Source organism: Pseudarthrobacter sp. 01T43 (genome assembly GCF_056398665.1).
This window is the reverse complement of sequence record NZ_JBFTPV010000012.1, coordinates 92920-112136: the sequence shown is the minus strand read 5'-3', so window position 1 is coordinate 112136 and position 19217 is coordinate 92920. Positions and strand designations below refer to the sequence as shown.

21 protein-coding genes are annotated in these 19217 nt (G+C 65.6%); 6 read left to right on the top strand and 15 right to left on the bottom strand.

All coding sequences use genetic code 11. The features are described 5' to 3' along the window. Positions 1–156 precede the first annotated feature (156 nt). The 3 genes from AC1DIM_RS12690 to AC1DIM_RS12680 all read right to left on the bottom strand — a co-directional run bounded on the left by AC1DIM_RS12690 (position 157) and on the right by AC1DIM_RS12680 (position 3085). On the bottom strand, positions 157–867 hold the full coding sequence (locus tag AC1DIM_RS12690) for an HAD family hydrolase (protein ID WP_477710847.1): 711 nt from the start codon (positions 865–867) through the stop codon (positions 157–159). Further along, positions 867–1160, bottom strand: a complete 294-nt coding sequence (locus AC1DIM_RS12685) for a YegP family protein (RefSeq protein ID WP_477710846.1) — start codon at positions 1158–1160, stop codon at positions 867–869. Before AC1DIM_RS12685 ends, AC1DIM_RS12690 begins: the two co-directional genes overlap by 1 nt. Before the next feature lie 113 nt (positions 1161–1273). Further along, positions 1274–3085, bottom strand: coding sequence for a glycoside hydrolase family 15 protein (locus tag AC1DIM_RS12680; RefSeq protein ID WP_477710845.1), 1812 nt, complete (start codon positions 3083–3085; stop codon positions 1274–1276). A gap of 137 nt (positions 3086–3222) precedes the next feature. Here AC1DIM_RS12680 and AC1DIM_RS12675 point away from each other — a divergent pair, with 137 nt between their 5' ends. Together AC1DIM_RS12675 and AC1DIM_RS12670 are read left to right on the top strand one after the other, a co-directional pair. After that, positions 3223–3954, top strand: a complete 732-nt coding sequence (locus tag AC1DIM_RS12675; RefSeq protein ID WP_477710844.1) for a DUF72 domain-containing protein — start codon at positions 3223–3225, stop codon at positions 3952–3954. Between the two features lie 66 nt (positions 3955–4020). Then, entirely contained in the window at positions 4021–5106 is a 1086-nt protein-coding gene (locus tag AC1DIM_RS12670) for an App1 family protein (protein WP_477710843.1), read from the top strand. Positions 5107–5129: 23 nt separating this feature from the next. Here AC1DIM_RS12670 and AC1DIM_RS12665 read toward each other — a convergent pair whose 3' ends face one another. Continuing rightward, entirely contained in the window at positions 5130–6662 is a 1533-nt protein-coding gene (locus AC1DIM_RS12665; protein WP_477710842.1) for a glycoside hydrolase family 1 protein, read from the bottom strand. Between the two features lie 97 nt (positions 6663–6759). On the opposite strand from AC1DIM_RS12665, the gene AC1DIM_RS12660 reads away from it, so the two are divergent. After that, positions 6760–8175: an AAA family ATPase gene (locus AC1DIM_RS12660; protein WP_477710841.1), complete on the top strand. Its 1416-nt coding sequence runs from the start codon at positions 6760–6762 to the stop codon at positions 8173–8175. Here AC1DIM_RS12660 and AC1DIM_RS12655 read toward each other — a convergent pair. The 3 genes from AC1DIM_RS12655 to AC1DIM_RS12645 form a co-directional block, all read right to left on the bottom strand. After that, complete coding sequence (locus tag AC1DIM_RS12655; RefSeq protein WP_477710840.1) at positions 8167–8544, bottom strand: hypothetical protein; 378 nt, start codon at positions 8542–8544, stop codon at positions 8167–8169. The two genes, AC1DIM_RS12660 and AC1DIM_RS12655, sit on opposite strands and share 9 nt — an antisense overlap. A 28-nt stretch (positions 8545–8572) precedes the next feature. Then, entirely contained in the window at positions 8573–8941 is a 369-nt protein-coding gene (locus tag AC1DIM_RS12650; RefSeq protein ID WP_477710839.1) for a J domain-containing protein, read from the bottom strand. Positions 8942–9012: 71 nt separating this feature from the next. After that, complete coding sequence (locus AC1DIM_RS12645) at positions 9013–9435, bottom strand: Hsp20/alpha crystallin family protein (RefSeq protein ID WP_477710850.1); 423 nt, start codon at positions 9433–9435, stop codon at positions 9013–9015. Positions 9436–9574: 139 nt separating this feature from the next. Between AC1DIM_RS12645 and AC1DIM_RS12640 the strand changes: the two genes are divergently transcribed. Then, on the top strand, positions 9575–9955 hold the full coding sequence (locus AC1DIM_RS12640) for a MerR family transcriptional regulator (protein WP_477710838.1): 381 nt from the start codon (positions 9575–9577) through the stop codon (positions 9953–9955). Here the strand turns inward: AC1DIM_RS12640 and AC1DIM_RS12635 are convergent. Further along, a complete protein-coding gene (locus AC1DIM_RS12635) occupies positions 9925–10233 on the bottom strand; it encodes an MmcQ/YjbR family DNA-binding protein (protein ID WP_477710837.1) in 309 nt (102 codons plus the stop codon). The genes AC1DIM_RS12640 and AC1DIM_RS12635 overlap by 31 nt on opposite strands. A 15-nt stretch (positions 10234–10248) precedes the next feature. Continuing rightward, the gene (locus AC1DIM_RS12630; protein ID WP_477710836.1) at positions 10249–11043 is read right to left on the bottom strand and encodes a phosphatase PAP2 family protein; all 795 of its coding nucleotides are present in this window, start codon (positions 11041–11043) and stop codon (positions 10249–10251) included. 66 nt (positions 11044–11109) lie between these two features. Here AC1DIM_RS12630 and AC1DIM_RS12625 point away from each other — a divergent pair, with 66 nt between their 5' ends. Together AC1DIM_RS12625 and AC1DIM_RS12620 are read left to right on the top strand one after the other, a co-directional pair. Then, positions 11110–12219 carry a DNA alkylation repair protein gene (locus AC1DIM_RS12625; RefSeq protein WP_477710835.1) on the top strand — a complete coding sequence of 370 codons (1110 nt, stop codon included), beginning with the start codon at positions 11110–11112 and terminating at the stop codon, positions 12217–12219. 121 nt (positions 12220–12340) lie between these two features. Beyond that, positions 12341–13165 (top strand): oxidoreductase, encoded by an 825-nt coding sequence (locus AC1DIM_RS12620; protein WP_477710834.1) that lies wholly within the window; start codon positions 12341–12343, stop codon positions 13163–13165. A gap of 33 nt (positions 13166–13198) precedes the next feature. Here AC1DIM_RS12620 and AC1DIM_RS12615 read toward each other — a convergent pair whose 3' ends face one another. The 6 genes from AC1DIM_RS12615 to AC1DIM_RS12590 are packed head-to-tail and all read right to left on the bottom strand — an operon-like array spanning position 13199 to position 19088. Continuing rightward, the gene (locus AC1DIM_RS12615) at positions 13199–14188 is read right to left on the bottom strand and encodes a sugar kinase (protein ID WP_477710833.1); all 990 of its coding nucleotides are present in this window, start codon (positions 14186–14188) and stop codon (positions 13199–13201) included. Further along, positions 14185–14862: a bifunctional 4-hydroxy-2-oxoglutarate aldolase/2-dehydro-3-deoxy-phosphogluconate aldolase gene (locus AC1DIM_RS12610; RefSeq protein WP_477710832.1), complete on the bottom strand. Its 678-nt coding sequence runs from the start codon at positions 14860–14862 to the stop codon at positions 14185–14187. Before AC1DIM_RS12610 ends, AC1DIM_RS12615 begins: the two co-directional genes overlap by 4 nt. A 5-nt stretch (positions 14863–14867) precedes the next feature. Then, positions 14868–16016, bottom strand: coding sequence for a galactonate dehydratase (gene dgoD / locus AC1DIM_RS12605; RefSeq protein ID WP_477710831.1), 1149 nt, complete (start codon positions 16014–16016; stop codon positions 14868–14870). Between the two features lie 5 nt (positions 16017–16021). Beyond that, positions 16022–16912 (bottom strand): carbohydrate ABC transporter permease, encoded by an 891-nt coding sequence (locus AC1DIM_RS12600; RefSeq protein WP_477710830.1) that lies wholly within the window; start codon positions 16910–16912, stop codon positions 16022–16024. Then, positions 16909–17787, bottom strand: a complete 879-nt coding sequence (locus tag AC1DIM_RS12595; protein WP_477710829.1) for a carbohydrate ABC transporter permease — start codon at positions 17785–17787, stop codon at positions 16909–16911. The genes AC1DIM_RS12600 and AC1DIM_RS12595 overlap by 4 nt, the downstream gene beginning before the upstream one ends. 8 nt (positions 17788–17795) lie before the next feature. Further along, positions 17796–19088, bottom strand: coding sequence for an ABC transporter substrate-binding protein (locus AC1DIM_RS12590; RefSeq protein ID WP_477710828.1), 1293 nt, complete (start codon positions 19086–19088; stop codon positions 17796–17798). Between the last annotated feature and the right edge of the window lie 129 nt (positions 19089–19217).

Here is a 19217-nt window from a genome sequence, read left to right as displayed (position 1 = left end):
CAACAACAGCACCAAGATCGAACCGGCGTCCACCGTGGCAGACACCTCCATGATCTGCCGAAACCACCATCCGGGGCCAGAGCCTGGGGCGAGGTGAGGGATCGCTTTCTCCCACCACGGCGCGACAGCGACGCTGAACCGCTAGCCTGTTGAGTGTCAGGCCGGCAGGGCGAGCAGCCTGCCGATCGCGCTCGCCTGCAAATTATCGAGCAGATCCCGCGGGCCTTTGTAGACCTCCGCGGCGCCCGCATCAAACAGCTCCGCGGCGCTCCGGCCGCCGCAGGTGACCCCGATCGCCGGAATGCCCAGCGCGGTGGCGGCTTTCATGTCCCACACCGCGTCCCCCACGTAGACGGCGTCGGCGGCCGGAACGCTGACGGCTTCCAGGGCTGCCACCAAAATGTCAGGGGCGGGCTTGCTTTCCTCGGCGTCGTTGGAGCTGGTGGCCGCATGGATAAAGGCGTCCGCTGCGAGCGCCCTGCGGTTGGCAGCCAGGTCCTCCCGCCGCGCGGACGATGCCAGGGCCACGGCGAGTCCCCCGGCGTGGCACTGGGCAAGTAGGTCCTTGGCGCCGTCGAACGCGCCCAGCGACGGCCAGTTCAGGGCGAAGACGGCCGCATGGCTGGCCATGATTTCAGCATCCGCCTCCTTGTCCCGGTCCGGAGGGAGGAGGCGGTCCACCAACCGGTCGCCGCCCATTCCCACGCACCAGTGGATGGCCGCCATGGGCACCTCATGCTGGTGCTGGCGGAACGCCTGCCACCACGCCACCGTGTGCAGGTAGGAGGAGTCCACCAGCGTTCCGTCAACATCGAACAGGACGGCGCCCCGCCACCAAGAGGCCGGGCCATGAGTCTGCGGAGCCATCACCCGACTGCGGTACGCGGGGTCTTTGAAACCTTCCTGCCCCTGGAAGCCGAATTGTCCTTCGACGAGGACAGTGGACGAACTTTGTCCCGGATCACTATCCCGGCACCCTTGCTGCTGCAATCCCTGATCAGGCCCGTGCCGGCAATCTCGCGGGCCAAGGCGATCCCGGCCACTGCGGCGCGTTTCGTGGGAAAGGTCACCGAGATGGCCATCAGGCCACCCGAGCCGTCGAGCATCCGCACCCTGTAGCCGCCATCAGGCGCATCCACCAGTTCAAAATGTCCGGCCATTACTACCACCCCTCGTTCAGTCGCGGCGCTGTGTGTAGGTAACTCGCCGCGAGTATTAGTAAGTGTACTTACCTATTCCGCGGAGTTGAAGGGCCCGGGCCGCCAACAGGTGGTCACTGCCCTACCCTTTCTGCCTCCGGTGGAATAGGGGTGTCACTCCGGCGCACCATATCCTGATGAAGTTCAAGAGCGCTTGTCACAAGCGCGAAGTGGCTGAAGGCCTGCGGTGTATTGCCCAGCTGCCGCTTGGCCCCAACGGCCCATTCCTCGCTGAGCAGGCCCACGTCATTGCGCAGCTCCAGCAGGCGCTCGAAGAGCTCAGTGGCTTCTGCGGCCCGGCCGGCCCCCAGGAGCGCCTGGACCAGCCAGAACGAGCATGCAAGGAACACACCTTCGTCTCCCGGCAATCCGTCGTCGCTGTCTGCCGGACGGTAGCGAAGCACAAAACCGTCATCGGTGAGCTCGCGCTGGATCGCGTCAATGGTCCCCACCACCCGGGGATCGTCGGGCGGCAGGAACCCGACCCGCGGGATCAGCAGCAGGCTGGCATCGAGCTCCGGCTGGCCGTAGGACTGCACGAATGTGTTGCGCACGGGGTCAAAACCATTGGCCATCACTTCCCGGTGGATCGTGTCGCGCAGGGCTTCCCAGCGCTCCACCGGTCCCGGCAGGCCGAAGTCGCGAACACCTTTGACCATCCGGTCAGCGGCTACCCAGGCCATCACCTTCGAATGCGTGAAATGGCGGCGTGGCCCGCGCATCTCCCAAAGCCCGTTGTCCGGCTGGTCCCAGATGGTTTCCAGATGCTCCATCAGGGCAATCTGCAAATCCCAGGATTCATCGGTGTGTTTCAGCAGGGAGTTCCGGGTCAGGGAGAGGCAGTCAAGCACCTCACCCCAGACGTCGAGCTGAAGTTGCGCGGCCGCGCCGTTACCTGTCCGGACCGGCTTCGAATTCTCGTATCCGGCCAGCCAGGGCAGTTCCATTTCGGGCAGCCTTCGCTCGCCGTGGATGCCGTACATGATCTGCAGGTCCGCCGGATCACCGGCCACGGCACGGAGCAGCCAGTCGCGCCAGGCGGCAGCTTCTGCTGTGTACCCCGCAGCCAGCAGTGCCTGCAGCGTCAGGGTGGCGTCCCGCAGCCAACAGAAGCGGTAGTCCCAGTTGCGGGGACCACCGATCTGTTCCGGCAGCGAAGTGGTCACAGCCGCCACGATGCCGCCGGTAGGCGCGTACGTCAGGGCTTTCAGGATCACCAGCGAACGGGCCACCGCGTCCTGATACTTGCCCTTATAGGTGCATTGGGAAGCCCAGCCCCGCCAGTATGCCAGCGTGGTTTCCAGCACGTGCTCGGCGTCAACGGTGTGCGGCCGGGGAACATGACTGGGCGCCCACGTCAGGACAAAGGGCACGCGCTCGCCCGCCTGAACGGTGAAGTCGCTGACCGAACGCATGTTTTCGCCGCGGACGGGTGCCGTGGTGACGAAGTAAGCGGCGTCCGGGCCGGCGATGGCATGCAGGCCATGCTTATCCCTCCGCACCCAGGGGATGATGTGCCCGTAGTCGAACCTCATAGCCAGTTCGCTGTGCATCCTGACGGTTCCGGTCACGCCCACCACAATCCGGACGATGTCTGCCACCTCGTCACGTGGTGGCATGAAGTCAATGACCTTCACGGTGCCATCGGGGGTTTCCCATTCGGTTTCAAGAACCAGGGTGCCCTCCACGTAGCCGCGCCTGGTGCACGTACCGCCGCTTTCGGGCGCCAACAGCCAGCGACCGGCCTCGGGCGTATCAACCAGGGCACTGAAACAGGCCGGGGAATCGAAGCGGGGCAGGCAGAGCCAATCGATCGAGCCTTCGTTACTGATCAGGGCGCCGGTGTGAAGGTCGCCAACAACTGCATAATCCTCGATGCGCGCCATGTCCTTACACTGCCACAAGGATGGGCCGCGGAGGGAGCGGAAGGGGCTAAACACGGCCCGGTAGCCTGAGTGCAAGGTCCGTCCCCGAACACCGGAGGCACCATGATGCACCGTTCATCCCTGGGAGGGGGCTAACCATGGCGATTCATATCGGCACGTCCGGTTGGAGCTACGACCATTGGGACGGCGTGCTGTACCCGCCAGGCCTCCCCGCCCGCGACAGGCTCCAGCATTATGTTGCCCGCTTCAGCACGGTGGAACTGAACGCCAGCTTCTACCGCTGGCCACGGGATACGTCCTTCGCCAGCTGGCGGCGCCGGCTGCCGGACGGGTTCGCCATGTCAGTCAAGGCTCCCCGCGGCCTGACGCACGGCAAGAAGCTCTACGCGCCTGAGGTGTGGCTCGAGCGGATTGCCCGCTGCTGGCACGAGCTGGGGGACAAACGTGCGGTCCTGCTGGTCCAGCTCCCGCCGCAGATGGAACGCGATGATGCCCGCCTGGATTACTTCCTCGGCGCCGTCCCGTGGTGGATCCGGGTGACCGTTGAGTTCCGGCACCCCAGCTGGGACCACGCGGACGTCTACACACTGCTGGAACGGCACGGAGCCGCGTACTGCATCACGAGTGGCGCCCGGCTCCCCTGCATCCTGCGCGCCACGGCACCCTTCGTGTACATCCGCCTGCACGGTCCCGACCATCAGCATCTTTACGGCGGTTCCTACTCAGATGAGGACCTGCAATGGTGGGCGGCCCGCATCCGGGAATGGGCCGGGGCCGGCCTGGACGTCTATGCCTATTTCAATAACGACGGCGGCGGGAACGCCGTGCGGAACGCCGAAACACTGCGCTGGTTCGTTGGCGCTGGCTGACGTCACGAATGCCGGCCACCCCCAGGGCTTGCCCGGCGCATGGCGCGCCTGTGGCAGAGTGGAGGCATGGACCCGGCTCCTCAGAACGCACCCCAAAACACCCCGCACCCGGCACAGCCTTCGGGCACGCAGCTGTTCCGTCTGGCCCACCGGATCTCGGACGCCGTCAACGGCACGCGAATCCGGGTCGCCGGACGCTGGAATTTCGCACCGCAGACCATCGCGTACCAGGGCTACGGCTCATCCACCGGGTGGGTGCGTGTCCTCGGCCGTGTCCTTCTGACCAGGAAACCCACCCCCGGCAGCCTGGCCGAACACGCTGCCCTGAACGGCACCCAGAATATCCGCGGCTGGCGGGCGTTCACCAGCGTTCCGATGCAGTACACCGGGGTGGAGATAACCATCGGCGATGTCACCACCCAGGTCAAGGCAGACCGGGGCGGCCTGATCGACACCGTCGTGGACGTCAGGCTCTCCCCCGGCTGGCACACGGCCGTCCTGCGGGCGGACGGGACCGAACCGGTGGAGACGCTGATCCAGGTGATCGATGCCAACGCGAGGTTCGGGATCGTCTCAGACATCGATGACACCGTGATGGTGACAGCCCTCCCCAGGCCGTTCCTGGCGCTCTGGAACACGTTTGTGCTCAGCGAACGGGCACGGATGGCCACCCCCGGGATGGCTGTCCTGTTGGACCGGCTCACCATTGAACACCCCGACGCCCCGGTCATCTACCTGTCAACTGGCCCATGGAATGCCGCCCCCACGTTGAAGCGGTTCCTGGGCCGGAACATGTACCCCTCCGGCGCCCTGCTGCTCACGGACTGGGGCCTCACCCAGGATCGCTGGTTCCGCAGCGGGCAGGAACACAAGCTCCGCAACCTGGAACGCCTGGCCAAGGAGTTCCCGGACATGCGCTGGCTGCTGATCGGCGACAACGGCCAGCACGATGAACAGATCTACTCCGGTTTTGCCCACGACCACGGCGATATGGTGGCGGCCATCGCAATCCGGCAGCTTTCCGTCAGCGAGTCCGTTTTTGCCGGCGGGCATTCTGAAGACGGCGACCACACCACCTCCGTGGTGCCGTGGATCTATTCGCCTGACGGAGCCGGAATGGCCAAGCAGCTCAGGGTCCTGGACCTGCTCTAGGCCCGCCTAGACGCTAAGCGCGCCTAAACACCGGCTCCATGTTCAATCCCGCTGTCCTCCACTGATTCAGGTTCCATAGCCTGCGCGACGGCGGCACCGGCCGCGGCTACCAGGTTCCGTTCCTCGATGAGCTCCTGGAACCAGAAATACGAGGCCTTGGGCGTGCGTTCGAGCGTCTCGAAATCAACGTGTAGCAGTCCGAACGGCTGGTTGTAGCCCGCGGACCATTCGAAGTTGTCCAGCAGCGACCATACGTAGTAGCCGCGCAGGTCAATCGATTCGGCTTCACCGCCGGGGGACGTGGCCTTCAGCGCCGACTCGATGTGGTCCGAGAGGTACTTCAGGCGACGCTCGTCCGGGATGAAAGTGATGTTGGTGGACTTGTCGCGGACGATGATGTCCTCGAAGCTGGCCCCGCCTTCGGTGATGATCACTGGCGGCAGATTCGGGTACCGATCGGCCATTTCCTTGAGCGCTACCTTCATGTACTCAGGTTTCACCGGCCAACCGTAGGACGTCATGTCGGCTTCGGGCCAGGTCTCCACGTGGAACGGGGTGCCGCCGTTGCCCGCAGCACTGAGGTCGCTGCCCATGGCTTCGGCCATGCTCGCGGGAACGGCCCCCTCCCCCGAGCCCACAGCCACCTTGGTGGGCATGTAGTAGTTCAGTCCGTAGAAATCCAGCGGCTGGGAGATGATTTCCATGTCCTCGTCCGGGTGCTCGAAGGAGCTGAAGAACTTTGCGGCACGGACCAGGTCCGGGTACTTACCGGTGAGGACCGGGTCGGCATACACCCGGTTCTGGGCAAGATCCATCAAACCGGCACTGATCTTGTCCAGGGGGTTGATGGAGTTGGGGACCATCGGCGAGTACACATTGGTCATCCCGACCTCGCCGGGGACCCCCGCCGCCCGCAGCGCCTGCAGTGCCAGCCCGTGACCCAGCAACTGGTGGTGCACAGTGGGAAATGCGTTGAGCATAAGCGCTTCGCCGGGCGAGTGCAGCCCCAGGGTGTAGCCGTTGGTGGTGACCGTGGCAGGTTCGTTGATGGTGCACCACCTCGCCACCCTGTCTCCGTAAGCGGCCGCGGCAATGGCAGCGAACTCCCCGAGGCGGTAGGCGGTGTCCCGGTTCATCCAGCCGCCGGCTTCGTCCAGCGCCAGCGGCGTGTCCCAGTGATAGAGCGTCAGCATCGGGGAAATGCCGTTGGCGAGCAGCTCATCGAGGAGGCGATCGTAAAAATCCAGGCCCGCAGGGTTCACCGGACCGCTCCCGTTGGGCTGGATCCGGGACCAGGACAGCGAGAACCGATAGGAGTCGACGCCGAGCTGTTTCATCAGTGCCACATCCCCCGGCATGCGGTGGTAGTGGTCGCAGGCAACGGCCGGGCTTTGGTCCTCAACGATGGACCCGGGCTTGGCGGAAAACACGTCCCACCCCGCCGGGCCGCGGCCATCTTCAGTGAGCGCGCCTTCAATCTGGAAGGCCGCGGTGGCCACACCCAACGTGAAGTCCGCGGGAATGAGGGCTGCCAGGTCTTTGGCGGAAATATGCATGGCGTCAGCCCTTTGTAAGGTGAAAACGTGGAACGGGTATAACTCAGAATGCTATACCCGGGGCACCCCTCGCGACGCAGGCTGCTAGGGTCTGGGCATGGATGAAAAACTGGGGAAGTTCATCGACGACTTCGGCACGCTGGTCCACCTCGCGCAGGCCGGAAGCCACCGGCAGCAGAAAGGCCTGCAGCTGCTTCCGGCGTTGACTGCGCACCTCAGGGCGCCCGCTGAGGGGCTCTCCGTGGTGGAGGAGGTGATCCCGCCGCACCGGTTCGTGGACGCTGACATCGTGATGGCTGAACTCGCCGCCCAGGACCCTGCCAGCCGGCTGGTGGGCATTGGCGGCGGCGGCCAGCGCCACCACCAGTCCTTCAGCGACATGGTCCAGCAGTCCCAGCTCTTTCCCCAGTTTCCGCTCGCCCAGCCCGACTACGCCAACCTGGCGGTGGGGCCGGACGCGCAGCGGCAGGCCGTGGCGCTGGGCCTCTGGCTTTTCGCCTTCGGCGGGAGCCCGCTGGCAGTCCTGCAGCGCAACGCCGAACCGCGCTCCGGACGCCAGACAGCTTCCCTGGAGGTGCTGGCCGGCAGCCCGGACACGGCCACGGAGTTCCTGGCCGAGTTCCGCCTCCGGATGGACCACAACAGCGTCCTGAAGGGCCAGGTCATCTCCCTGGTCATGTCCGAATACGGCCCCAGCACGGCGGGGGTGACGTTCCACCACCGCCCCAGCCTCCCGGCGTCGGACGTCATCCTGCCCGAGGGGCTGCTGCAGAAGGTGGCCGACCACACCGTAGGAATCGCCACCCACCGCGCGTCCCTCCTGGAACACGGCCAGCACCTCAAACGCGGCATCCTGCTCTACGGCAGGCCTGGGACGGGCAAAACGCACACCGTGCGCCACCTGCTCAGCCAGAGTGAAGGCTCGACGGCGATCCTCCTCTCGGGCGGTTCGCTCGCCCGGATCGCGGAAGCGGCCCGCATGGCCCGCGCGCTTCAGCCGTCCATTGTGGTGCTGGAGGACTGCGACCTCATCGCCGAGGACCGGAGCTTCGGGCATGGGCCCCAGCCACTGCTGTTTGAGGTGCTGGACGCCATGGACGGGCTGGACAGGGATGCCGACGTGGCATTTGTCCTCACCACCAACCGGCCGGACATGCTGGAGCGTGCCCTGGCGCAGCGGCCCGGCAGGGTGGACCTCGCGGTCGAAATTCCGCTGCCGGCCCACGCCGAACGGGTCCGGCTGCTGGAACTGTACGGCCGCCTGGTGGCTTTCAGCCCGGAGGCGCTCGATGCCGCCGCGGAACAGACCGAAGGAACCACCGCTTCCTTCGCGCGCGAACTGGTCCGCCGCGCGGTTGTTGCCGCCGCGCTGGACAACCAACCGGTGTCCGACTCCCACCTCAGTGCCGCCGTCGAGGACCTGATGGCCGACGCCGAAACGCTCACCCGCAGCCTGCTGGGCAGCGGCAGCGGAACAGCTCCCGGGCCGGTCACCGGCGTCGGTTCACTGTGAGCCGAGCAGGAATTCCTTGGCGTGGGCCACGGCCTTGCGGTAGGCATCATTCCGGAGGGTGACGAGGTGCTCAGTGTCGCCGTCGGCCGGTTCAAGGTAGCCCGTATAACCAGGCCGGAGTACCCAGATGTCCCCGGCGGGCGGGAGATAGAACACCCCGAATGAGCGCTGCTGGCGCTCGTCCGCAGTCCACACCGGCACCACTGCCAGCGCCGCACCTGTTGCGGGATTGATCCACTGCGCACGCGGAACCGGTTCCTCGTGTTCCTCGGGATCCAGGAACGGGGCCGTGCCCTTGCCCCAGCGCGTTTCGAAGCGCTCATGGAAGGCGGAGATCAGATGGGAATCGTAGCGACGCCACTCGCTCATGGGGGTTCTCCTATGGTTGTTCATGCGGTTACGCCCATGGCCCGCTTTCCCAGCGGACCGGGGTGATCCTGATGCTGGCGGTTGGCCCGTGCTCGGGGCTGCCCTGCGCGGTGCCGCGGACTTTTCGGACCGGAATGAGGACCGGTCCGGTACCCTGCGCCCGGGTGCCGGCGCGGCTCTTGTCGTAGGCTGCGCGCCGCTCCGGGTCACGCAGGACCGCGAAGGCCTGCATGATCTGCAGCAACTCGCCACGATGGACCTCGCCCCCATCCGCCGCGCCGCCGTCGAGGTCCGGATGATGGGTCCGCATCAATGCCCGGTAGGCGCGGGAGATCTCCTGCTGGCTGGCAGCGGGGGTCACCCGCATGAGGTCGTAGTAATCCGGCTGGCTGGTCATGACGGTTCCGGGGAATTCTCCGGGGATGTTCCCGGGGCGCTGACAAAGGCTGCCGGCGCCCCGGGAAGGGGTTAGTTTCCGATCTCGTGCATCTGGCTCGTTGTTTCGATCTCGATCTTGCGGGGCTTAGCCTGCTCGGCCACCGGGATCCGCAGGGTCAATACGCCCTGGTCGTAGCTGGCCTTGATGCGGTCCGCATCCAGTGTGTCGCCCAGGATCAGTTGGCGGCTGAATACGCCGCGTGGCCGTTCGGAAGCCACCAGCTCAACGTTGGGCTGGGTGGGATCAAGGCGCTCCGCCCGGACGGTGAGAACGTTCCGCTCCACGTTCAGGTCCACGGAGTCCACCTTGACGCCCGGCAGGTCAAACGCGACAACAAACTCACCGTCTTCCTGCCAGGCGTCCATCGGCATGGCCGCCGGCCGGGCCACCGTTCCAAAGACCTGCTGGGTGAGCCGGTCCAGCTCACGGAACGGGTCCGTACGCATCAACATCATCTTCACTCCTTCAGCATGCAGTTGGCTGGATATTCGTCTATCCACCTCGGTTATCTATGGTGGTGGACATAGATTTTTTATAGCACCCGTGCGAAACTGAGGCAAGACGTTTCGGCCGGAATTTTTGGGAGTAGAGATGAGCGAACCGACCTCCGGACGTGCACCGCAGGCCCGGGCCGGGCGGGCACTCTACGCCATCTCCGTGGCCGCCCAACTGGCCGGGACGGGCCAGCAGAACATCCGCCTCTACGAGACGCGTGGACTGCTCACGCCTGCCCGAACGTCCGGCGGAACACGGCAATACAGTGACGCCGACGTCGCCGTGCTCCTGCACATCGGTGATTTGCTGGCGCAAGGCCTCAACCTGGCCGGGGTCTCAAAGGTCCTGGAACTGGAGGCCGCCAACGCCAAATTGGTCCGCGCCCTCAAGCGGCACGCTCACTCCCAGAGCAGTAGCGCTCCCGGAAACCGCCCGACGTCGGCCGGTCAGGTTCCGCGGCCACCCGCCAGCCTGTAAGACTCCTCAAGCAGTTCCGTCAGGTCTTCTGTACCGATCCGCGCCAGCCGCACCAGCACCAACCGGGGTGACCGCTCGTGATGCGGGGTCCAGAAATACGTCTCGGCATCCGTGCCGGCCAGCGCCTCCCGCTCCGTGGTCTTGGCAGTCAGCACGCCGTCCTCCCACATCCGGGCCATGAGCGCCTTCGCGAACCAGGCAGGCTGGCCCCAGCTGCTGCGTTCGGTGACGCCGGGCAGTGCGCGGCATATGCGGCGGACATCTGCCTCGTTGGCCATGGCAGCCAGCCGCCCCTAGTCCGGAGCGTCCGCTTTGGAGAGCTGGCCCGTGATTCGTTCGCCGGGGACCCGGGCGGTCCGCCAGGTGTCCAGGGCGATGCAGGCGCCCAGGATGACGAGCGCCAGGGACAGCGAAGCGAGAGTGTCGCTGAACCAGTGGTAGCCGAGGTAAAGCCGGCTCAGAATGGCAAGCACGATGCCGACTCCCGCCCCTACAAAGCCCAGAACGGCAGACCGTGGGTTATCCCGCCGCGAGAAGACAAGGAACGTTCCCACCAGCAGGAAGTCGCAAGCCCCCAGGACGTGGCCCGAAGGGAACGAGAACGTGTGGTCGGCGCCAAAAAGCATGAGCTCCACCGGCGGCCGGGACCGCTCCACGATCTGCAGGATGATCTGGGAAACGATCACGCCCGTGAGCATCGCGGCAGCCAGGGCAATCGGCCGCCAGGCGTGCTTCGCCGCGAGCCCCCACGCCACCGTGACCACCAGCACGATGATGGGCAGGGCAATGGGACCGAAGACCACGGCGATGAAGATCATCACGCCGGTGAGGGTCTCTGAACGGATGCCGACCAGCCATTCCCGGATCGGTTCGTCCGGTCCCCACGGCCCGGTACCGCTTTGCACCACCCCCACCAACGTGACGATAAATACGAGGGCGCCCACTCCCATCAGGATCACCGCCGCGCGGTAGAGCCCCCTGCGCGCCTCAGGCTCCATAAAGCGTTCTTCCACCACGAACTTGTCATGGAAGATGCGCCACCAATGGGGGCCGTTCCCTGATCTTCCTTGCCCTGCCTGCTCTGCCACGTCCGACTTCCGTCCCTGCGCCGTTGGATTTCCTTGAGAAGAAGACTATCCCTGTAGCCTGACCGGATGGGTGCGATGAACGAACTGATCAACCGCCGGAATGTTGAAGCCCTCGCTGGCATTCTGGGCGGGGCGGCACCTGGCACCCCGTGGCCCAACGTGGCCGTGGCAGCAACAACGCTCGACGAACTCAGTCTGCGCGGAAGGACCGACCAGGTCTGCGGTGCGCTCCTGGCCGATTTCCGGCAGGTCCCGGGCAGTGATTATTCGACGGCGGCCGGCGTCTTCCGCGGCGCGCTGGACAACCCTGGTTTTACGGGCTGGATCCTGTGGCCCGTTTCCGAGGCAGCCGTGACCTTGGCACTGGAATCGGAGAGCTCAGCGGCCTTCACGGACTGCCTGGCGCTCCTGGCCGAGCTGACCCCTCGGCTCACCGGTGAGTTTGCCATCCGGCGACTCATCGCCCGGGATCCCGACACCGCCCTGCGGGCCATCCTCGGGTGGACATCGCACCCCGATGAACACGTCCGCCGCCTGGCTTCCGAAGGCACCCGCGCCTACCTCCCGTGGGCGGTGCGGGTCCCCGCTTTGGTCCAGCGGCCGGAAGCAACGCTGCCCATCCTCAACGCCCTCTACCGGGACCCTTCCGAGTACGTTCGCAGGTCAGTTGCCAACCACCTCAACGACGTGGCCCGCCATTCCCCGGAGTCGGTGGTTGCGACGGCGGCAGGCTGGCTGGCTGCCCCGGATGCCAATACTGCCTGGGTGGTGAGGCACGGACTCCGGACCCTGATCAAGAAAGGCCATCCGGACGCGCTGGCGCTCCAGGAGTTCGCGCCGGCGTCGGTGGCTGTCACGGCACTTCGCCTGGACCGGCAGGTGGTGGCGATGCCGGAAGACCTCGGGTTCGAATTCGAGATCTCCAATACCGGCACAGCGGATGCCCAACTGGCGGTGGATTACGCCGTCCACTACCGCAAAGCCAACGGCAGCCAGTCCGTGAAGATCTTCAAACTGACCGCACTGACGCTTTCTGCGGGCGAGACCAGGACCCTGGCCAAGCGCCACGCCTTCAAACCGATGACCACCCGGGTGCACCACCCTGGACTGCACGCCCTGGAACTCCAGGTCAACGGTGTCCGGCACGGGCGTACTGAGTTCGAAGTCCTCACCTGAGGCAGCGTGGGTGGACCTGGCAGTACCTGTATCAGCAGGCACTACCGGAGCTGGGAGATGTGCGGTTGGCTAGTGAACGGAACATGCGGACTGCCGCGTCACTCCCGAAAGGAAATAAACCATGGCCACCTGGCTCATCACAGGCTGCTCGACCGGACTCGGCCGCGCACTCGCCCAAGCCGTGCTCGCCCGCGGCCATAACGCCGTCGTCACCGCCCGCCATTCCGACACGGTGGAAGACCTCACAACCGCCTACCCGGACACTGCATTGGCACTGCCTCTGGACGTCACCGATCGGGCGCAGATCACCTCGGCTGTCGAACAGGCTAAGGCCCGCTTCGGCGGGATCGACGTGCTCGTCAACAATGCGGGCTACGGCTACCGCGCCGCGGTTGAAGAAGCGGACGACGCCGACATCCGGCAACTGTTCGACACGAACGTTTTCGGCACTGTGGACATGATCAAGGCAGTCCTTCCGGACATGCGTGCGCAAAAGTCCGGGTCCATCGTGAACATCTCGTCCATCGGAGCCCGCATCAAACCGGCCGGGTCCGGATACTACTCCGCAACCAAAGCGGCCCTGGAAGGCCTGTCCGGTTCCCTCCACAAGGAGCTGCAGCCGCTCGGGATCAGCGTCACCGTTGTGGAACCCGGCGCATTCCGCACCGATTTCGCCGGCCGCTCCCTCACCCAGTCCGCGAAGCCGATCGAGGACTACGCGGAGACGGCGGGTAAGCGCCGCAAGGAGAACGACACGGTGCACGGCACCCAGCCGGGCGACCCGGCCAAAGCAGCTGAAGCCATCATTGCAGTCGCCGAAAGCCCGGACCCGCCGTCATTGCTGGTGCTCGGCACAGACGCTTTCGGCGCGTTTGCTGCCGTCGCCGAGGCAGAACGCACCGAGCTGGACACGTGGCGGGACCTCAGCCTCAGCACAGACATCTGACGCGAGCCCCCGGCTTTATGCCCGGTCAAGCCGTCAGCGGACGGTGGCGCCGCTCTGGGTCGCTGCAAGGATCGCCAGTTCGTCCCGGCCGGGAAGTCCCTCCCAGTCCCCGGCGGTGCTGACGGCAAAAGCCCCCATCACGGTCCCGCGCTCCAGCCGAGCGGGTACGTCGCCGCCGTCGAGCAAGGCGGAGAGGTAGCCGGCCGTGAATGCATCGCCGGCACCAACAGTATCGATGCTGGTCACGGTGATGGCGGGTGCCTCGAACCGTCCGGCGGCGGTGTGGACGCCGGCGCCGGCGGCGCCCCGCTTGACCACCACTTCGGTGACCCCGCGGCCAAGGAGCTCCGCGGCAAGGGCGGTCTCGGCGTCGTCGGACTTGGCACCACCCGGGGTGTCACCACCCGAGGCGGCGGACGCTGCAAGGTCCAGTTCGTCATCGGACGCTATCAGGATGTCCGCGTGCCGGGCGATGGGGGCCAGCACGGCGCGCGCCTCATCCCGGGTCCAGAGCTTGCTGCGGTAGTTCACGTCGAGGGAGACCACCACGCCCTCTGCCGCGGCACGCTCCGCGGCGTACTCCAGCGCAGCCCGGGCTTCCGGGCTGAGGGCGGCGGCGATGCCGGTCAGGTGCAGGACGCGCGGGCCGGCGTTCAGGGCAAGATCAACGTCGTCCCGGCTGAGCGTAGAGCCCGCAGAACCGGCACGGTAGTAGAACGCCCGGGTCAGGTCAGCGGTCCGCTGCTCGAGGAACATGACGCCCGTGCTCCGGACCTTGTCCAGCCGGTGCTGCACCTGGATCCCCTCGGAGCGCAGCTGCCGCAGGATGAACTCACCCTGTGGATCCGCGCCAACAACACCGGCCCAGCTGACGCTGTGGCCCAGGCGGGCAACCCCTACGGCAACGTTCGATTCCGCCCCGGCCACGTGCATGGCCAGGCTGCCGCCGGCAGACAGCGGCCCGGCCGAGCGCAGCGAGACCATGGACTCGCCGAAGGTCAAAAGGTCGACGGCGGCACTCACCGCACGCCTGCTGCGGCAGATCGCCGTTTGAAGGCTTCCGCCAAATCAACAAACGCGCGTGCCCGCTCCCGCATGGGGGCGAGGTCACCCCCGGAGCCTGCGTTCCCGAACAGCGGTCCGCCGAGACCGACGGCGATCGCGCCGGTTTCCCAGTAGCCTGCTGCTTCGTCGAGGCCCACTCCGCCCACCGGGATGAACGGGATTTCGGGAAAAGGATCGCGCAGTGCCTTGAGGTAACCGGGGCCGCCGATGGAAGCGGGGAAGAGTTTGACCGCGGTGGCGCCGCGGTTCATGGCTTCGTACGCCTCGCTGGGGGTCAGTGCACCGGCCAGGACCGGAATCCCCTGCCGTGCGGACTCGGCGATTGATGCGGCCAGGGCCGGCGTCACCATGAACTGGCCGCCGGCCTCGGCCACGTTGTCCACGTCCTGGACGGTCAGCACGGTTCCGCCGCCGACGTAGCAGCCGTCCGGGGCCGCGGTGCGGACCTCGCGGATTGCTTCGAGGGCACCGGGCGTGGTCAGCGCGATCTCGACGAACCGGAAACCTTCGTCCATCGCGGCGAGTGCCGCTTTGGCAGCGGCACCGCCGTTTGTGCCGCGGACGATAGCCACGAGGCGGGCCTCTTTGATTCCGGCCAGGAGGCCTTCAGGGGTGTTGCTGCTGTCAGTCATGGTGTTCACCATTCTGCGAAGGCTCCGTCCGCGTGGCGCCAGACGGGCCCGCGCCAGGCGTGGCCGCGCTTGTCCGCGGCACGGACCACCGCTTCGTCGATTTCGATGCCGAGCCCGGGTCCGGTCAGCCGTTCAATGTGGCCGTCCACGAACTTCAGCGGCGTTTTGTCCACCACATAATCCAGGACTTCTGCGCCCTTGTTGTAGTGGATGCCGATGCTTTGTTCCTGGATCAGGAAGTTGGGGGTTGCGAAGCCAACCTGCAGGCACGCGGCCAGGGCCAGCGGGCCGAGGGGGCAGTGCGGAGCCAGCTGCACGTCGTAGATTTCGGCCAGCGAGGCGATCTTGCGCACCTCGGTGATGCCGCCGGCGTGGGACAGGTCCGGCTGGGCCACGGCGATGCCCGCCTGCAATGCGGGCAGGAATTCCTGCCGGTTGTAGAGCCGCTCGCCGGTGGAGACCGGCGTGGTGGTGGACGAGGTGAATTCGCGCAGCAGGTGCGTGTTTTCCGGCACCACCGGTTCCTCGAGGAAGAACGGCCGGTAGGGTTCCAGCAGCGGTGCCACACGCCGGGCGTTGGCCAGGCTGAAGCGGCCATGGAAGTCCACGGCGACGTCGCGGTGGTCCCCCAGAACTTCGCGGGCTGCGGCAACACGCCGCACCACGCCGTCGAGCTCTGCCACTGAGGCGACGGGGCTCATCCGGCCGCTGGCGTTCATCTTGACGGCGGTGAGGCCCACTTCCAGCTGGGCACTGATCTGGTCGGCAACCTCGTTGGGCTCGTCCCCGCCCACCCAGCCGTACATCCGGATCCTGTCGCGGACATGGCCGCCCAGGAGCTGGTGCACAGGGGTGTTGAAGTGCTTGCCCGCGATGTCCCATAACGCCTGGTCCAGCCCGGAGACCGCGCTGGCCAGGATGGGCCCGCCCCGGTAGAAGGAGCCCTTGGTCATGACCTGCCAGTGGTCCTCGATGCGGAGGGCGTCGTTGCCGATGAGCAACTCGGAGAGCTGTTCGACGGCGGTGCGCACCGTTTCGCTGCGGCCCTCGCAGGTTGCCTCGCCCCAGCCGACGATGCCGCTCTCGGTCTCGATCCGGACGAAAAGCCACCGCGGTGCGACCAGGAAGGTTTCGATTCTGCTGATGATTGTCATGCGGCCTAGCCCTTAGTAGCGCCGGCGGTCATGCCGGACACGATGTATTTCTGCGTGAAGAGCGCAATGATCATGATGGGGATGGTCACCACAGTGGCGGCCGCCATGAGTCCGCCCCAGTCGATGCTGGCGTAGGAGACGAAGTCGAAGATGGCCACGGGCAGCGTCTTGGTCTTGGACCCGGACAGCACCAGGGCGAACATGAAGTTGTTCCACGAAAAGATGAAGGACAGGATACCGGCGGTGGCCATGCCGGCCACGGACAGCGGAAGCGTGATGCGCTGGAACGCGCCGATGGGGGTCAGTCCGTCCACCTGGGCCGATTCCTCCAACTCCAGCGGGAGGGAGTCGAAGTAGCTCATCATGATGTACACGATCAGAGGCAGCGCGACGAACATGTGGCTGAGGATCAGCACCTCGAAGCCGCCCACCATTTTCAGGTTGGAGAACACGTAGTACCAGGGCACCAGCAGCGAAACGCCCGGGATGACGCGGGCCATCAGGACCACGAGGGCTGAACGGTGCATGGTGAACCGGCTCATGGCGTACGCGGCCGGAACACCCAGCACCAGCGACAGGGCTGTGGAGACGAACGCCACCCAGAAGCTGTTGAAGATGAAGACGAAGTAGTTGTTGCGCTGGAGGACGTTCGCGTAGTTCTCGAAAGTGGGGCTGAAGACGAACGATTTGGCGGTGTCGTAGATGTCCACATTGGTTTTCAGCGAAGCGAGCAGCATCCAGATCAGGGGCGCGATCAGGAACAGGACCACGGCGATCAGGGCTACGACACGGAAGACCTTGTAGGCGCGGGTTCCGAGGGGTTTCTTGGGGCGGCGGAGCGGCAGGGGCCGCCCGGCAGAGGCCTGGTTTACGGTGTTTTCGTTCAGGACGGTCATTTGCTTACCGCTTTCTTGCGCATGGTCAGCAGCCACATGGAGCCGATGATGATCATGAAGAACAGGATCAGCACCGCAGAGGACAGTCCGTACTGGTTGTAGTCAAAGCTCAGGCCGTAGGCGTAGACGTTCAGGGTCTCCACCTCGTGGAAGGACCCGCCGCCCTTGCCCTTGGTTGCGTACAGGATGTCGAAGGTCTTCAGGGCGTCGATGCCCCGGAGCAGGATGGCCACAATCACCGTGGGCATCATGAGGGGCAGGGTGATGTAGAAGAACCGCTGGAACGCGTTGGCGCCGTCCATCCGGGCTGCCTCATCGGGCTCCTCGGAGAGGGACGTCAGGCCAGCCAGCAGAATGAGGACCACCATGGGGGTCCATTGCCACACGTCCATAAAGATGGTGGTGCCGAGCGCCGTGTCCTGGCCGGACAGCCAGGGCTGGGCGGGAATGCCCACAGCGGCGAGCAGCTGGTTCGCGAAGCCGATGTTGGGATCGAAGATCAGCCGCCACATCATGCCCACGGCCACCGGGGTTGCCACGAGCGGCAGCAGGATGGCCACGCGCACCCACTTTTCCCCGCGGAACGGGCGCCACAGCAGCAGTGCGATGCCCATGCCGAGGGCTACTTCGCAAACCAGGGCAATGCCGGTGAAGGTCAGGGTGCGGCCCACCGCGGGCCAGAAGCGTTCGACGTCGGACAGGACGGTCATGTAGTTTTCGAGGCCGATGAACTCGGTGGCCGCCCGGACGGAGCCTTGCGAATCGGTGAGGCTCAGGTACAGGGTCCAGGCCAGCGGGAACTGGAGGGCAGCGTCGCTGCCCTCCAGCCCCTGCTCTGTGGTGCACCGGGGCCGGGGGTGCCGGCGTTGGTGCACAGGGTGTGCTATTTCTTTTCGCTGTCCAGGAACTTCTGGAAGGAAGCGTGGGCCGAGTCAGCCGCAGCGGCGGCGTCGGCGCCGGTGATGCTGGCAACGATCGGCTCGCCGACGATTTCGCGTGCCTTGCCGACGGTGACTACCTCAGGACGGTCGTGGCCGATGCCGTTGTCGGCGCTGACCGCGATGGCTTCGGCAAGGTCCTTCGGGTACGTGGACGTGCCCTCGGAGTTGGCCCAAACGGAGGCGCGGGGACCGGGGACGCCGGCCTTCTGTGCCGCCAGAGTGCGTTCCTTGCTCGTGGCCCACTGGATGAACTTCCAGGCGTTGTCCTGGTTGCCCGATGCCTGGTTCACGGCGAGGCCCCATGACGGGATGTTGTACGGCTTGGAACCAGCGGGACCGGCGGGCAGGGCAGCGAACCCGACCGTGTCGGCAACCTTGGACTTGGCCGGGTCCGTGGCGTTCTTGTAGAGCGAGTCAGCCTCGGTGTAGAAGGCGGCCTTGCCCTGCGTGAAGATTGCCATTGCCTCAGGCCAGCTCATGTCGGTGCTGACGTTGGCCGGGCCGTAGTTCTTGATCAGGCCGCCGTAGAAGGAGTAAGCCTTTTTGGCAGCATCCGAGTTGATAGTGGACTTGCCGCTGGAATCGGTGAAGTCGCCGCCGAAGCTGTAGAGGAAGCTGGAGAACTGGGTGACGGCCGCGGACTTGCCGGTGCGGGCCACAAAGCCGGCGGTGTCCGGGTTGGCTGCCTTGATGGTCTTTGCAGCGGCTTCCAGTTCGTCCATGGTCTTGGGAACTTCCAGGCCGGCGGCCTTCAGCAGGTCCTTGCGGTAGTACAGGACCTCACGCTCGGTGATGATGGGGACACCCACCACTTTGCCGTCAGCGGTGGTGGCCTTGACCGGGCCCTCCTGGTAGTCCTTCCAGTCCCAGTTGGAATCCGAGGAAACCTTGCTGGTCAGGTCCGCGAGGTAGCCGTTCTTTGCGAATGCCTTACCCTCCTGGAGCGGACGGTACATCATCACGTCGATCTCGTCGCTGCCGGCGTTGAGCTTGACGTTGTACTGGTCTGAAAGCTGGTCTTCGCCGAGCTGGGTCAGCTCCACCTTGAGGCCGCTGGACTTCTCAAATTCGGGGATGGCTGCCTTGATGCCCTCGGTCCAGACGTGGTTGGCCAGCGTCACCCGGACCGTTCCCGATTGCTTGGCGTCGCTGCTGCCGCTGCCGCCGCAGGCTGTCAGCCCCAGCGAGAGTGCGGCGGCAACCGCCGCGTACTTCACTACTGAACGTCGCTTCATAACGACTCCCCTTTTTTGTTCCGGGCTGACGTCACTGTCCAGCCACATACAAATGCCTCTTTACATCTGCTCTGGGGAAGATCATAGGTAAATAAGGCAGACTTAAACAACCCCATTCGCCAACCAGTA